The 14,388-nt window shown below is 65.8% G+C and carries 17 protein-coding genes; 9 read left to right on the top strand and 8 right to left on the bottom strand.

What is annotated here, in order from left to right; translation table 11 throughout:
* The first annotated feature begins 80 nt into the window (after positions 1 to 80).
* The gene (locus BLP96_RS01715) at positions 81 to 968 is read left to right on the top strand and encodes an NAD(P)-dependent oxidoreductase (protein WP_089682428.1); all 888 of its coding nucleotides are present in this window, start codon (positions 81 to 83) and stop codon (positions 966 to 968) included.
* 120 nt (positions 969 to 1,088) lie between these two features.
* Here BLP96_RS01715 and BLP96_RS01710 read toward each other — a convergent pair whose 3' ends face one another.
* From BLP96_RS01710 to BLP96_RS01700, 3 genes are all read right to left on the bottom strand, one after another.
* On the bottom strand, positions 1,089 to 1,607 hold the full coding sequence (locus tag BLP96_RS01710) for a VOC family protein (RefSeq protein ID WP_245682121.1): 519 nt from the start codon (positions 1,605 to 1,607) through the stop codon (positions 1,089 to 1,091).
* Between the two features lie 36 nt (positions 1,608 to 1,643).
* Positions 1,644 to 2,312 carry a dihydrofolate reductase family protein gene (locus tag BLP96_RS01705; protein WP_089682426.1) on the bottom strand — a complete coding sequence of 223 codons (669 nt, stop codon included), beginning with the start codon at positions 2,310 to 2,312 and terminating at the stop codon, positions 1,644 to 1,646.
* 98 nt (positions 2,313 to 2,410) lie between these two features.
* Positions 2,411 to 2,731: a cupin domain-containing protein gene (locus tag BLP96_RS01700; protein ID WP_218118561.1), complete on the bottom strand. Its 321-nt coding sequence runs from the start codon at positions 2,729 to 2,731 to the stop codon at positions 2,411 to 2,413.
* Positions 2,732 to 2,965: 234 nt separating this feature from the next.
* Here BLP96_RS01700 and BLP96_RS01695 point away from each other — a divergent pair, with 234 nt between their 5' ends.
* The 7 genes from BLP96_RS01695 (at position 2,966) to BLP96_RS01665 (ending at position 9,716) form a co-directional block, all read left to right on the top strand.
* Complete coding sequence (locus BLP96_RS01695; RefSeq protein WP_089682424.1) at positions 2,966 to 3,811, top strand: AAA family ATPase; 846 nt, start codon at positions 2,966 to 2,968, stop codon at positions 3,809 to 3,811.
* Positions 3,812 to 3,814: 3 nt separating this feature from the next.
* The gene (locus BLP96_RS01690) at positions 3,815 to 4,993 is read left to right on the top strand and encodes a vWA domain-containing protein (protein ID WP_089682422.1); all 1,179 of its coding nucleotides are present in this window, start codon (positions 3,815 to 3,817) and stop codon (positions 4,991 to 4,993) included.
* Between the two features lie 106 nt (positions 4,994 to 5,099).
* Entirely contained in the window at positions 5,100 to 5,747 is a 648-nt protein-coding gene (locus tag BLP96_RS01685) for a nucleotidyl cyclase domain-containing protein (protein WP_089682420.1), read from the top strand.
* The gene (locus BLP96_RS01680; RefSeq protein ID WP_089682418.1) at positions 5,744 to 6,502 is read left to right on the top strand and encodes a DUF3307 domain-containing protein; all 759 of its coding nucleotides are present in this window, start codon (positions 5,744 to 5,746) and stop codon (positions 6,500 to 6,502) included. Before BLP96_RS01685 ends, BLP96_RS01680 begins: the two co-directional genes overlap by 4 nt.
* Positions 6,503 to 6,669: 167 nt before the next feature.
* Positions 6,670 to 7,263: a GNAT family N-acetyltransferase gene (locus BLP96_RS01675; RefSeq protein ID WP_089682415.1), complete on the top strand. Its 594-nt coding sequence runs from the start codon at positions 6,670 to 6,672 to the stop codon at positions 7,261 to 7,263.
* A 100-nt stretch (positions 7,264 to 7,363) separates the two neighbouring features.
* Positions 7,364 to 9,085: a proline--tRNA ligase gene (locus BLP96_RS01670; RefSeq protein WP_089682413.1), complete on the top strand. Its 1,722-nt coding sequence runs from the start codon at positions 7,364 to 7,366 to the stop codon at positions 9,083 to 9,085.
* 22 nt (positions 9,086 to 9,107) lie between these two features.
* Positions 9,108 to 9,716 carry a lytic transglycosylase domain-containing protein gene (locus tag BLP96_RS01665; RefSeq protein WP_422666796.1) on the top strand — a complete coding sequence of 203 codons (609 nt, stop codon included), beginning with the start codon at positions 9,108 to 9,110 and terminating at the stop codon, positions 9,714 to 9,716.
* Between the two features lie 10 nt (positions 9,717 to 9,726).
* On the opposite strand, the gene BLP96_RS01660 is transcribed toward BLP96_RS01665, so the two are convergent.
* From BLP96_RS01660 to rfaH, 5 genes are all read right to left on the bottom strand, one after another.
* Entirely contained in the window at positions 9,727 to 10,872 is a 1,146-nt protein-coding gene (locus BLP96_RS01660; RefSeq protein WP_245682120.1) for a GGDEF domain-containing protein, read from the bottom strand.
* Positions 10,869 to 11,291, bottom strand: coding sequence for a hypothetical protein (locus BLP96_RS01655; RefSeq protein WP_245682119.1), 423 nt, complete (start codon positions 11,289 to 11,291; stop codon positions 10,869 to 10,871). The genes BLP96_RS01660 and BLP96_RS01655 overlap by 4 nt, the downstream gene beginning before the upstream one ends.
* Positions 11,292 to 11,498: 207 nt before the next feature.
* Positions 11,499 to 11,615, bottom strand: coding sequence for a cytochrome c oxidase subunit CcoM (ccoM, locus tag BLP96_RS20460; RefSeq protein ID WP_281182537.1), 117 nt, complete (start codon positions 11,613 to 11,615; stop codon positions 11,499 to 11,501).
* Between the two features lie 147 nt (positions 11,616 to 11,762).
* Positions 11,763 to 12,269: an FKBP-type peptidyl-prolyl cis-trans isomerase gene (locus BLP96_RS01650; RefSeq protein ID WP_089682409.1), complete on the bottom strand. Its 507-nt coding sequence runs from the start codon at positions 12,267 to 12,269 to the stop codon at positions 11,763 to 11,765.
* A 45-nt stretch (positions 12,270 to 12,314) separates the two neighbouring features.
* On the bottom strand, positions 12,315 to 12,845 hold the full coding sequence (rfaH, locus tag BLP96_RS01645; protein ID WP_089682407.1) for a transcription/translation regulatory transformer protein RfaH: 531 nt from the start codon (positions 12,843 to 12,845) through the stop codon (positions 12,315 to 12,317).
* A 167-nt stretch (positions 12,846 to 13,012) separates the two neighbouring features.
* Here rfaH and BLP96_RS01640 point away from each other — a divergent pair, with 167 nt between their 5' ends.
* Positions 13,013 to 14,380, top strand: coding sequence for an AmpG family muropeptide MFS transporter (locus BLP96_RS01640; RefSeq protein ID WP_089682405.1), 1,368 nt, complete (start codon positions 13,013 to 13,015; stop codon positions 14,378 to 14,380).
* Positions 14,381 to 14,388: the final 8 nt, after the last annotated feature.

Raw genomic sequence — 14,388 nt, 5'->3', positions numbered from 1 at the left:
CGGCCGAGCGACATGTCGACTTGCTGGAAAACCCTTCCATCGCGCATGCTGGAGTTTTCGACCGCCGCTGGAGACATGCCATGACATCCCCTCGCCTCGGTTTCATCGGGATCGGTCTGATGGGCGATCCCATGACGCGCTGCCTGCTGGATGCCAGCTTCGACGTGACCGTATGGAACCGCTCGCCCGACAAGGCCGAAACGCTGCGCGAAGCCGGAGCCAAGGTGGCAGGCTCCATCGGCGAGCTGGTGGAAAGCGTCGACGTGGTGATGCTTTGCCTGGCGAATACCGCCGCCGTGGAGTCGGTGGTGTTCGGCGACGGCGGCGTCGCTCAGTACGGCCGCAGCGGACAGCGGCTGATCGACTTCTCCAGCAGCGACCCGGCCGCCACGCGAGACTTCGCCGAGTGGCTGGACAGCGAGTGCGGCATGCGCTGGGTGGACTGCCCCGTCTCCGGCGGCGTGGCAGGCGCCGAGTCCGGCACGCTGGTGATGATGGCCGGCGGCGAGAGCGAGGACATCGACGCCATCCGCCCCCTGGTCGAGCCGATATCCGCCCGGCTGACGCACATGGGCCCGGTAGGCAGTGGCCAGGTAACGAAAGTGTGCAACCAGATGATCGTCGGCTGCCAGGCGGCGGTGATCGCCGAGATGGTGGCCCTCGCCGAGGTCAGTGGCGTGGATGCCGGCCGACTCACCGAGGCGCTCTCCGGCGGGCACGCCGACTCCAAGCCCTTCCAGATTCTCGTACCGCGCATGGCGGCCAGCGACTACGAAAAACCGCCCTGGCACCTGCGCACTCTGCTCAAGGATCTCGACATGGCAGTGGCCCAGAGCCAACGTGCCGGCAGCGCCACGCCCATGAGCGGACTGGCGGCACAGCTGATGCGCGCCCACGCCAGCCACGGCCACGCCGAGCACGATCCGGCCACGCTGGTGGAAGCCTATCGCCCCGAAGACGGCGATTGAGGTCTACGACCGGCCCCGCTGTCAGCACCGCGCGGGGCCATCCTGAGCCTGCGCCCCTCACCAGAAGAACGGTTCGGCACTACCAGGCGCGCCCAAGATGCACGCGTCGAAGAGGCACTCTCAACCGCGGAGCGCCGCCTCGATTGCCGCGATGTCGATCTTCTTCATCTCCATCATCGCCTCGAACGCCCGCTTGGCGGCCACGCGATCGGGACCGGTAATCGCTTTCGTCAGGGCGATCGGCGTAATCTGCCAACACAATCCCCATCTGTCCTTGCACCAGCCGCACGCACTCTCTTGGCCGCCATTGCCGACGATCGCATTCCAGTAGCGATCCGTTTCGGCTTGGTCGGCGGTTGCCACCTGAAACGAGAACGCTTCGCTGTGCTTGAAGGCGGGGCCGCCATTGAGCCCGAGGCAGGGAATGCCCATCACGGTGAACTCGACCGTCAAGACATCCCCTTGCCTCCCGGACGGATAATCTCCCGGTGCACGGTGCACCGCGTCGACGGAGGAATCGGGAAAGGTCTTGGCGTAAAACCGCGCCGCCTCCTCGGCGTCACCATCGTACCAAAGACAAATCGTGTTCTTTGCTGGCGTACCCATACTCTCTCGCTCCTGCATCGTGATGAGTTCCATCGAAGGCGAAGACAACCCGCATTTCGCTTCGGAGACCTACTTCTCTCGCTGCATCTTCTCGCGCCGTGCGAGCTCCGCCGCCGTGGGGGGATCCATGGCGAAGTCACCGGTCGTCACCGCGCCGTCGCGCACGTACCGCGCGATCACGATACCGTTGGGCGACTCGCGACTGGCGGCGAGCTTGAACGCCGCGGCTTGCGCGCCGTCGTCGAACAATCTCTTGCCTCCACCGAGCACGACCGGGAATGTAAAGAGATGGATCTCGTCGACGAGTTCCTCCGCCAGCAAGGTTCGGATCAGGTCGCTGCTGCCTTGCGTCACCAGCGCCGGTCCGTCTTCCCGCTTCAGCCTGGCGACATCGGACGCCGCGTCACGCAGGGCCACCGAGTCCTTCCAGGTCAGCTCCAGGCCCCTTCGGGTCGCCACGTACTTGGTGATCGAATTGAAGGTCCTGGCGATGGAGTCATCCGGTCCGTCCTCGGCATACGGCCAGTGCGCGGCGAATATCTCGTACGTCTTGCGTCCGAGCAGCAGGTCGAACCGCTGACCGAACAGCTTGTCGATCTCTTCACCGAACACCTCGTCCGCCAGCGGTGCGACCCAGCCGCCGTAGCCGAATCCGCCGGTCGGGTCTTCTTGAGGCCCGCCAGGCGCCTGCATGACGCCATCCAGCGAAACCATGGCGCCGACAATCACTTTTCGCATGAGCTCCTCCTCTTGGTTTACTCGCACCCAATCGTCGAACGAGGCTCCGCGCAATCGACAGCCGGTGCGTCCTGGATGAGCGTGGCGCCAAATTTCCTTCACGCAGAATAGTGCACCGCCAGCCACAGGGTCGCCTGCTGCGGGTCGGTCCACTTGACGCGGTGCCGGCAGTGCGCCGGAATCGTGAGGTGGTCGCCGGGCGCGAGGACCACGTCGTCGCCCTGCTCGAAGGCGAGCACGGCCCGCCCCTGCAGCACCACCACCCACTCGTGCTGTGGCTGGTCGTACCAGCCGTGTTCCGGCGAGGCGTGGCCGCGCGAGACGATGCGCTCGACCCTCACGTCCTTGCCACCCGCCAGCTCCTCGAACTGCTCTGCTTCCAGGGAGAGGGGAATCGATGCGAACAGGTTCTTTATCACCGCCTTCTTCTCCTTACGTCCATCAAGTCGACATCGGAACTACCTCTGGCTAGTGTAAAGGGCCACTTGCCGCAGAAATGGGTTTGTCCCCTCCCCCGCCCTTCCGTACACTCGTTCGATTGCGAACCTTTCCCGACGATTCAGGGAAACGCTGAACGAATCGGCGAGCGGGATGACGCGCAAGGCGCCCGCGCAAGCATTCGTGCAGTGTTTCCCCAGCCGAGGCACGACTCCATGGCATTTACTTCCACTGCCACCTACGTGGCCACCGAGGCCCTCGAGCAGGCGGTGAACGCCGCCGTGACCCTCGAGCGGCCGCTGCTGATCAAGGGCGAGCCGGGCACCGGCAAGACGCTGCTCGCCGAGGAACTGGCGAGCTCGCTGGACACTCGCCTGATCACCTGGCACATCAAGTCCTCCACCAAGGCGGCCCAAGGGCTCTACGAGTACGACGCGGTGAGTCGCCTGCGCGATTCCCAGCTCGGCATCGAGGGGGTGGAGAACGTCGCCAACTACATCAAGCCCGGCAAGCTGTGGGAGGCCTTCACCGCCGACCAGCGCGTGGTGCTGCTGATCGACGAGATCGACAAGGCGGACATCGAATTCCCCAACGACCTGCTCCAGGAGCTGGATCGCATGGAATTCCACGTCTACGAGACCGGCGAGACCATCACCGCCAAGCACCGCCCGATCATCGTCATCACCTCCAACAACGAAAAGGAACTGCCCGACGCCTTCCTGCGCCGCTGTTTCTTTCACTACATCGAGTTCCCCGACCGCGAGACCATGCAGGCCATCGTCGACGTGCACTTCCCCGACATCGCGCCCAAGCTGGTCGGCGAGGCGCTGGAGGTGTTCTTCGACCTGCGCCAGGCGCCGGGCCTCAAGAAGAAGCCCTCCACCTCGGAGCTGGTCGACTGGCTGAAGCTGTTGATGGCCGACGACCTGGCCCGCGAGGCGCTCTACCAGCGCGACCCGGTGAAGGCGATCCCGCCGCTGGCCGGGGCCCTGGTGAAGAACGAGCAGGACACGCAACTGCTCGAGCGACTGGCCTTCATGCTGCGCAGGCAAGGCAGGTAACCGATGTTCATCGGCCTGTTCGAGACCCTGAAGCGTGCCGGCGTGCCGGTGTCGCTGCGCGAGCTGCTCGATCTTCACGCGGTGGTCGAGCGCGGCGTGGTGTTCGCCGACATGGAGGCCTTCTACCGGATTGCCCGTACCGTGCTGGTCAAGGACGAACGCCACTTCGACCGCTTCGATCGTGCCTTCGCCGCCTGGTTCGAGGGGCTTTCGAACCTCGACGCTGCCATCGAGGCGCTGATCCCTGACGACTGGCTGCGCCGCGAGTTCGAGAAGCAGCTCTCCGAGGAAGAGAAAGCCCAGATCGAGTCGCTGGGCGGGCTCGAGAAACTGATCGAGACCTTCAAGCAGCGCCTCGAGGAACAGCAGGAGCGCCACGCCGGCGGCAACAAGTGGATCGGCACCGGCGGCACCAGCCCCTTCGGCGCCTACGGCTACAACCCCGAGGGCATCCGCATCGGCCAGGAGGGCTCGCGCCACCGCCGGGCGGTGAAGGTATGGGACGAGCGGCGCTTCCGCGACTACGACGATAGCCTCGAGCTCGGCACGCGCAACATCAAGATGGCGCTGCGCCGGCTGCGCAAGTTCGCCCGCCAAGGCGCGGCGGCGGAGTTCGACGTCGACGCCACCATCCTCGAGACGGCCCGCGACGCCGGTCTGCTCAACGTGCAGATGCGCCCCGAGCGCCACAACGCCGTGAAGGTTCTGCTGCTGCTCGACGTGGGCGGCTCCATGGACGACCACATCCGTACCTGCGAAGAGCTCTTCTCCGCGGCGCGAGCGGAATTCAAGCACCTGGAGCCCTACTACTTCCACAACTGCCTCTACGAGGGGGTGTGGCGCGACAACTCCCGTCGCCATCATGAACGCATCCCGACGATGGACGTGCTGCACACCTATGGGGCCGACTACCAGGTGGTGATCGTCGGCGACGCCGCCATGTCACCGTACGAGATCACCCACCCCGGCGGCAGCGTCGAACACTTCAACGACGAGGCCGGCGCAGTGTGGCTGAAGCGCCTCGTCGACAAGTTCCCTCGCCTGGCGTGGCTCAACCCCATGCCGCCACGCGCCTGGGAGTTCACCCACTCCACCCAACTGATCCGCCAACTGGTCGACGACCGCATGTATCCAATGACGCTGGAAGGCCTCGAGAGGGCCATGGGCGAGCTCGCCAAATAGCGGTGCCGGGTTATTCACCCAATTTATAGCCCCTAAGGGTTATTTACTGGCAACATAGTCTTTAAGGGCTATACTGAAGGCGACACTGAATGGAGCCCTCGTTGTCATGTCCCAGCGAATCGCTGTGCTGACAGGCGATGTCATCGATTCCCGCCAGGTGCGGGACCGCACTCGCCTCTACCGTCTGCTGGATGACACCCTGGCGGCGCTGGTCGCCCGCAACGGCGGCCGCGCCGAACGCTTCCGCGGCGATGCCTTCCAACTCGCCCTGCCCGACCCCCGCCCGGCCATGACGGTGGCCATTGCCCTGCGCGCAGCGCTGATCGAGTGCTCCGAACCCGAGCAGCGCTGGGACGCGCGCCTCGCTGTGGCAGTAGGCGCATCGCACTGGCACGGCGAGCGACGCCTCACCAACGCCGACGACGCCCCCTTCGTGCAATCCGGCCAGGGGCTGGATACGCTGGCCGAAGGGCCGGCGCGACTATCGCTGGCACTGCTCGACGAAAGCGACGACGGCGGCCTGGCCCTGCTGGTGCGCTACCTCGACGACCTGGTGGCGAGCTGGTCGCCGTACTCGGCGGAGGTGGTGCGACTGAGCCTGGAAGAAGCGCGCTCCCAGCAGGCGCTGGCCGAGCGGCTCGGCATTCGCCAGCCCAGTGTACACAAGCGCCTGCGCGTGGCGCGCTGGCCGCTGCTCGCCGACACCCTCGCCTATTTCGCCGAACGCCTGGCCGACCGCAAGGAGCGTCCATGACCGCCGCCGAACTTGCCGTGCTGCTGGCGCTGCTGCTCGCTCACCTGGCGGGTGACTTTCTGCTTCAGCCGCTCGCCTGGGTCGAGGATCGCCAGCATCGCAAGCATCGCTCGCGACACCTCATCCACCACGTGCTGGTACATGGCGCACTGACCTTCGCGGTGCTCGCCGTCGCGGGCCTGAGCATGGCCGACGCACCGGGGCTGGTAGCGGCACTGGTCGGGGCCGTGGCGGTAATCGTGAGTCACTGGCTGATCGACCTGGCCAAGGCGCGGCTGCCGCCGGGTCGGCTGCGCTGGTTCCTGCTCGACCAGGCACTGCACTGGCTGGTGCTGGCGGGGGTGTGGCTCGTCTGGCTGGGCAGCGCCCGGCCACTCGATGCGGCCGTCGGCTGGCTCGTCTCGCCCGAGACGCTGGGGGTTGCCACGGCTTACCTGCTGGTGACACGCCCGGCCGCCTTTGCCATCGCGCTGGCCATGCAGCGCTGGAGCGAACAGCTCAGCGCGCCAGGCACCCTGGCCCGGGCCGGGACACGCATCGGCATGCTCGAGCGCACCCTGGTACTGACCCTGGCATTGCTCGACCAGCTCGCCGCAGTGGGCTTTCTGCTCGTTGCCAAGTCGGTGCTGCGCTTCGGCGACCTGCGCGAAGCGCAGGACCGCAAGCTCACCGAATACGTGCTACTGGGCACCCTGCTCAGCGTCACCAGCGCACTGCTGCTGGGGCTGGTGCTACGGCGGCTGTTGGCGGCGTGAAGGCAACCGGCGTCGGGGCAGGAGCGACCAGGGAATGTCCGGAACCGTCATCGCGCACGGCAACCCGGGGCTTGACGCCAGGGTGACGTTGTCGGCCGGAGTCCCGATCGGCAAAATCGGAAGCAGTTCCCATCCATTTCGCGTTTCACCCGCTGACGGAGCTCCCCATGGCCGAGATCCAGCTGACGACCTGCCAGGGCGAGGCCATCGGCCCGCACCTCGAGGACTTGGCACGCCTGCGCATCCGCGTCTTCCGCGACTTCCCCTACCTCTACGACGGCGACTTCGACTACGAGGCGACCTACCTGCGCCGCTACGCCGAGTGCCCCGACAGCCTCTTCGTGCTCGCCTTCGACGGCGACATACTGGTCGGTGCCGCCACCGGCATGCCGCTCACCGACGACGTCGAGGAGTTCCGCGCCCCCTTCGAGCAGGCGGGCTACGACATCGCCCAGATCTTCTACTACGGCGAATCGGTGCTGTTGCCGGCCTACCGCGGCCGCGGCATCGGCAAGGCCTTCATGGCCGAACGGGAGGGGCATGCCGCCCGGCAAGGCTTCGCCATCGTCGCCTTCTGCGCCGTGGAGCGCCCCGACGACCACCCGCTGAAGCCGGAGGGCTACGTGCCGCTGCACGGCTTCTGGCGCGCCCAGGGCTACGAGCGCCAGCCCGAGCTGACCACCACCTTCCACTGGAAGGACATCGACCAGACCGAGGTGACCGACAAGCCCATGGTGTTCTGGCTGAAGACGCTGGCCTGACCGGCTTTTGCCGCGCCCTGCGCTTGGCCGTACAATGCGGGGTCATTGCGGCCGACTCGCGGCCCCTCCCGTTCGAAGAGCTCAAGGAACCGCCGGACCCATGCGCGCCACCCAACTGCTGATCGCCACACTCAAGGAAACGCCCGCCGACGCCGAGATCGTCAGCCACCAGCTGATGCTGCGCGCCGGCATGATTCGCCGCCTCACCTCGGGGCTCTACACCTGGCTGCCGGTGGGCCTGAAGACTCTGCGCAAGGTGGAGCGCATCGTGCGCGAGGAGATGGACCGTGCCGGCGCCCAGGAGGTGCTGATGCCGGCGGTGCAGCCTGCCGAGCTGTGGCAGGAGTCCGGTCGCTGGGAACAGTACGGCCCCGAGTTGCTGCGCCTCAAGGACCGCCACGAACGCGACTACTGCGTCGGCCCCACCCACGAGGAGGTGATCACCGACCTGATGCGCAAGGAGCTCTCCAGCTACAAGCAGCTGCCGGCCAACTTCTACCAGATCCAGACCAAGTTCCGCGACGAGATCCGCCCGCGCTTCGGGGTGATGCGCGCGCGCGAATTCATCATGAAGGACGCCTACTCCTTCCACGTCGACCAGGCCTCCCTGCAGGAGACCTACCAGGTGATGTACGACGCCTACGCGCGCATCTTCGCCCGCCTGGGGCTCGACTTCCGCGCCGTGCTCGCCGACACCGGCGCCATCGGCGGCACCGACTCCCACGAGTTCCACGTGCTGGCCGATTCCGGCGAGGACGCCATCGTCTTCTCCACGGAGTCCGACTACGCCGCCAACATCGAGAAGGCCGAGGCACTGCCCGCGCCGCTCGATGCCACGCCCCAACGCCCTGCACCGAGCGAAGAGCTGCGCCTGGTCGACACGCCCAACGCCCGCACCATCGCCACCCTGGTGGAGCAGCACGGTCTGCCCATCGAGAAGACCATCAAGACGCTGATGGTACATGGCGCCGAAGGTGGTTTGATCGCCCTGCTGGTACGCGGCGACCACGAGCTCAACGAGATCAAGGCCGAGAACCAGCCCGAAGTGGCTGCGCCGCTGACCATGGCCAGCGAAGAGGAGATCCGCGAAGCGGTCGGCGCCGGCCCCGGCTCACTGGGCCCGGTGAACCTCGACATGCCGCTCGTCATCGACCGCAGCGTGGCGCTGATGAGCGATTTCGGCGCCGGTGCCAACGTCGACGGCAAGCACTACTTCGGCATCAACTGGGAGCGCGACGTACCGCTGCCCAGGGTGGCCGACCTGCGCAACGTGGTGGAGGGCGACCCCTCGCCGGACGGCAAAGGCACGCTTGCCATCAAGCGCGGCATCGAAGTGGGCCATGTCTTCCAGCTCGGCAAGAAGTACTCCGAGGCGATGAACGCCACCGTGCTCGGCGACGAAGGCCGCGCCGTGCACCCCTGGATGGGCTGCTACGGCATCGGCGTGACCCGCGTGGTGGCCGCCGCCATCGAGCAGAACCATGACGCCGCCGGCATCATCTGGCCCGATGCCATCGCCCCCTTCCACATCGCCCTGGTGCCGATGAACGCCCACAAGTCGCAGCGCGTGCGCGAGGAATCCGAAGCGCTCTACCAGAGACTGACCCAGGCCGGCTACGACGTGCTTCTCGACGACCGCGACCTGCGGCCCGGCGTGAAGTTCGCCGACCAGGAACTGATGGGCATCCCCCACCGCCTGGTGGTGGGCGATCGGAGCCTCGACAAGGGCGAGCTCGAGTACAAGGGGCGTCGTGACAGCGACGCCACCATGGTGCCGGCCGAGCAGATCCTTGACTTCCTGGGCGAGACGATCAAGCGCTGATGTCAGGCAGGCCATCGCCCTGTTGACGTTGGCCTGCCTGCCGCTGTCCGCCGGTGCCGAATCGGCGGAGCGCCCCTCAGCATCTCCCGAGACGCGGCCCGCCCCGGAACGGCCAGCGTCGCTACGCGACACCCTGGAAGACCTGCAAGGTGCGAAGCCTGCCTCGATGGACGTCCGGACGGCCCGGCAGTGGGTCGATACCATGGAGCCGCGCCTGGCAGGCTTCATCGCCGATGGCGATCGACGCCGTACTCTCCTGTTGCGTCTCTACCAGGAAGCCGGACTCGCCGGGCTGGCACCGGAGCTGGTGCTGGCGGTGGTCGAAGTGGAGAGCGCCTTTCGCGCCGATGCCGTCTCGTCGGCCGGCGCCGTAGGGCTGATGCAGATCATGCCATTCTGGATCCACGAGCTGGGTCTGCCCGCCGACGACCTCGAGGACCCATGGCGCAACCTTCGCTACGGCTGCACGATCCTCGCCCACTATCTTGCCATGGAGCAAGGCGACCTAACCCGAGCGCTGGCCCGCTACAACGGCAGCCTGGGGGAAACCTGGTACCCCGAGCGAGTGATGAGTGCCTGGCAGAGCCGCTGGCATGTGCCGCGCTCCGCAAGCGACGTGACCGTGCGCTGAGCACGGCCGATCAGGCCTGATTCGCGTCGACCCGGTTGGCTTGGGCGTCCTCGCCCTCGCTCGCCTCCCAGCCGTTGCGGCCGTGCTCCTTGACGCGATAGAGCGCGCGGTCGGCCGCCGCATAGCCAGCGGCGAACCCGGCCTCTCCCGCGATGAAGCAGGCCGCACCGATGCTGAGCGTCACGCAACGGTTTTCGGGATGCCCTGGATGGGCGATCGCCGCCTCGCGCAGGCGTTCGGTGATCTCCTCGCATCGCCGGGCCAGGCCGCATCCGTCGTGGCAAGGCAACAGCGCCGCAAACTCGTCGCCCCCCATTCGATAGAGGCGCGCCTGCCCCGCCAGCGACTCGTCGATGAGCAGCGCCAGTCGGCGCAGCAGTCGATCGCCATCCGGATGGCCCAAGGTGTCGTTGTACTGCTTGAAATAGTCGATATCGATCAGCATCAGACTCATGGCCTGACCGGTCTGAGCCATGACGTCTTCGTGCAGGGCGCTACGGTTGCCGACACCGGTCAGCGGATCGCGCAGGGCGCGTCCCATCCAGCGCAGACTTTCGCGAGTGGCTCGCACGGCATTGCGCCGCTGACGTTCGTGCATCCACCAGAAGACCAGCCCCATGAGAAAGATCACCAGGCTACCACCCAGCACCACCCCCTGATGACGGCGAGTGTCTTCGACGAACGCACTGGTCACCTCACTACGCCGATCGAGCTGATCCATCTCGATCTCGGTGAGGCAGCCAATCGGTCCCAGTAGATGGCGATTGAGTTCGGCCGGCGTCAGAACGTCGCCGGCAGACAACCGGCGGCTCAGGCCATCCAGCGAGTCCAGGCTCGGCTCGGTACAGGCGTATTCCCGCCGGTAGAGACCGATATCGAAGAGGCTGTACGCCAGATCCACCCGAAAGGCCGCCTGTTCGCGTGCCGCTTCATCGTCAGGGGCTTCCAGCAACACGCCCAGCCCCTCCTGCAAGTAATCGCGTGAACGAGTGGCAAGCTGCTGACCGGTCAGGTTACCGGTCTGGCTGAAGTAGGCATGAATTTCGGGGTAGACCCAGCGCGTCTCGTAGGTGATGAGGATCAACAGCGTGGTGAAGCTCATCAGGCTGAGCCACAGCCAGCCGGCGTGGCGCCGCCAGGGTCGAGGCGTTGTCACGGAACCGCCTCGATGCTGCGGATCATCCAGATCCAATCGTTGAAGCCACGCAGGTTCTCGGGATCGCGATCGCCATAGTCCCGCTCCACCAGACGAAGCGGGCCACGGTCGCGCAGCGTCAAGGGCTCACCGTTCTGATGGGTGACCAGTATCCAATCGGGATCGTCCCACCCCTCGAGGGTCACTCGATATTCATCCCAGGCCTCGAAGGCGAGCGCCTCGGGTACCTCGCCGAAGTGCTCGACGAGAAAGTCGCGAAATACCAGGCCGCGCATCGCGACGTCTGCGGCTTCGAAGGGGTCGTAAAGGGTGAAGCGTTCATCGGCCTGGTCGCGCAGTGCGGCGATGGAGAGGCGGGTCTCCTGACCCTCATCGCGCAACACCAACTCATCGGTACCGGCCGCCACGACGGTTGCCATCAGCATCGTCCCGACGACGCCAAGCCCCATCTGGGCTATGCGACGGAATATCTGCCATGCCAGCATGAGTGAACGTTCCTTGCGTCGTGGATCGTTATGACGTTTTCGACGAGTCTATACCAGCAAGAAAAAAAAGCCGACCCAGATGGGTCGGCTACACTGGGGGGAAGATCCCCCCTCCCCTGACGACTTGGTGTGCTGCTGGACTCAGTGGCGCTTCTTGCGCTGGTGATCACGGACCACGAAGCCGATCCAGCCAGCCATGAATGCGATCATCATCCCGACGGTGACCAGACCAAAGATTACGGCGTCATCCCAGTACATGGTGCGTCTCCCCCGTCTCGTGATGTGTTGAGGGAACTGTAGCTCGACACCGGCAGGAGAAAACTGACCTGAATCAATTCAGTGGGACCGCATATTGGCGGCCGGCCACAAACTTGATGCAGATCAGTTTTAAAGGCACTCACACGATCAGGGCGCCTTGCGATCTTCGACCTGGGAAGGCTCGACATCGGGGGGAAGGGGGTGGCCCTTGGCAAGTTCGGCGCGGCCGGCCTCGCGCACCTCGAGCACTTCGAGGCGATAGTGCAGTGACTGACCGGCCAGCGGGTGGTTGGTGTCGATGCGGACTCGGTCGTCGCTGACGTCGAGTACGGTGACGATCTCGGGACCGTCGTCCCCCGGCGACTGGAAGCGCATGCCGGGAGACAACACCTCGACGGGAAAGGCATCGCGCCCCACCTCGCGCACCAACGCCTCGTCACGCTCTCCATACGCCTCGGCAGGGGGAAGGATCACTTCGATCGCATCCCCCGCCTCGTGTCCGCTCAGGGCATGCTCCAGCCCGGCGAGGATGTTGTCGTGGCCGTGCAGATATTCGAGGGGCTGCTGGCGACGTTTCGAGTCGTCGAGAACCTGACCGCAGTCGTCGCTGAGCACGTAATGCAGGCTGACGACTCGCTGCGGGGCGATCATCATGAGGGAAACCTCCGGTCACAGGTGGACGAGGGAAGCGAGTCGACTTCACTCCCGACGGCATAAATGGGATATCGGCATTTCCAGGCGCTGCTGACGCTGCAGCAGGTCGAGCAGAACGATGGCGCGCGCGTCGCCTCGATGGGTGTCGAAAACGGCGCTCAGATCCTTGAACGGCCCCTCGGTGATCTCGACCTTTTCGCCGGCGCGGAAGTAGACGTTGGCCGAGGCGTCGCGAGCCACGCTGGCATGACGACGCAGCGTCTCGATCAGCGCATCGTCCACCGGCAGGGGCTGGTCGCCGAAGCTGACGATCTTGAGCACGCCACGGGTGGAACGAATCGGCCGCCAATTGCTGGCCAACCGGTCGAGACGGATGAAGAGATAGTAAGGAAACAGCGGTTCGCACACCCACTCGAGCTTGCCGCGGCGCTTCTTCTGCACTTCGAGCACCGGATGAAAGATCTCGAAGCCCTGATTGTCCAGATGCTCGCTGGCCCGGAAGGACTCCCCACCCTTGCACTGGATCGCATACCAGCGGGGTACGGCCGCGTCATGGGATGTTTCGAGATCGTTCATAGAACTCCTTCGGCTGGTATCACTGCCGCTGCTCTGCAACAATCCATCGCTGCAGTTCACTGCCGCGCGCGGTGGATGACGGTTCCAAGCGCGGCGACAGTCTACCATCGATGATAGGCAGCGCGTGGCTGCTGTCGCCACCCAGCTGCCGGGAGCCTTGCCCCGACATGACCTCTCCCGTCGCCCAGCGCAGCTGGCGAGCCGCCCTGGCCATCTACCTGCGTGCCCCCGTCATTACCATGCTGTTCCTCGGGTTTTCGGCCGGCCTGCCCTTCCTGCTGGTGTTCTCGACCCTTTCCGCCTGGCTGCGCAGCGATGGCGTAGAGGTGGCCGCCATCGGTTTCTTCTCTTGGATCGGCATTCTCTACTCGATCAAGTTCTTCTGGGCACCCGTGGTGGACCGCCTGGCACTGCCACTGCTCACTCGCGCCCTCGGCCAACGACGCGGCTGGATGTTGCTGGCCCAGGTCATGATCGCCGCCGGCCTGGTGGGTCTGGCAAGCATCGAGCCCGCCGGCAACCTGCCGCTGGTCGCCGTATGCGCCCTGCTGGTGGCCTTCGGCTCGGCGACCCAGGACATCGCCATCGACGCCTTTCGCATCGAATCGGCCCCGGACGACATCCAGGCTGCCATGGCCTCGACCTACATCATCGGCTACCGCGGCGGACTGCTGGCCGCCGGCGCCGGCGCGCTCTACGTCGCCTCGTGGCTGTCCTGGGAAGCGGCCTACCTGACCATGGCAGCGCTGGTCGGGGTGGGCATGATCACGGCACTGGTACGCCCCGAACCCCCTCGGCTGTCGCTGACCACCCAGTTGATTCACGAACCCCGGGTGCGGGCCTTCATACGCGCCACTCGCGGCAAGCCCAAGGCACTGCGCCGCCTGGGCGCCTGGCTGATCGGTGCCGTCGTCTGTCCCTTCACCGACTTCTTCACCCGTCATCGCCAGAAGGCGCTGTGGCTGCTGCTGTTCATCGCGGTATTCCGCATCAGCGACCTGGCCATGGCTTCCATGGCCAATCCGCTCTACATCGACCTGGGCTTTTCACTGGCCACCATCGCCAACGTCACCAACGTGTTCGGCATCGCCATGAGCATCGGCGGCGGCATCCTCGGCGGTCTGCTGGTGGCACGCTACGGTATCGGGCCGATCCTGATTCTGGGCGCCGTCGCGGCCACGCTCACCAACCTGCTGTTCACTGCCCTGGCGCTGGCCGGCGAGAGTCTCCCCTTCCTGGTGGCGACGATCGTCGGGGACAATCTGGCCAACGGCCTGGCCAGCGCGGTGTTCATCGCTTTCCTGTCGACTCTCACCTCACGGGCCTACACGGCCACTCAATACGCCCTCTTCTCCTCGCTGATGACGCTGCCGGGCAAGTTCCTGAGCGGGTTCGGCGGCCTGGTGGTGGCGGCGGAAGGTTATGCGCCGTTCTTTCTGATCGCTTCCGCCCTGGGCATTCCCGCCGTCTTGCTGGCGATCTGGGTCAGCCGTGACCCCGCGCTGGTACCGCCCCCCACCCCGCGTACGGCCTGAGCCGTGCA

The sequence above is a fragment of the Billgrantia gudaonensis genome, from assembly GCF_900100195.1.
GTDB lineage: Bacteria > Pseudomonadota > Gammaproteobacteria > Pseudomonadales > Halomonadaceae > Halomonas > Halomonas gudaonensis.
The sequence above is the reverse complement of the archived record's forward strand: the minus strand, read 5'-3'. Positions and strand labels throughout refer to the sequence as shown.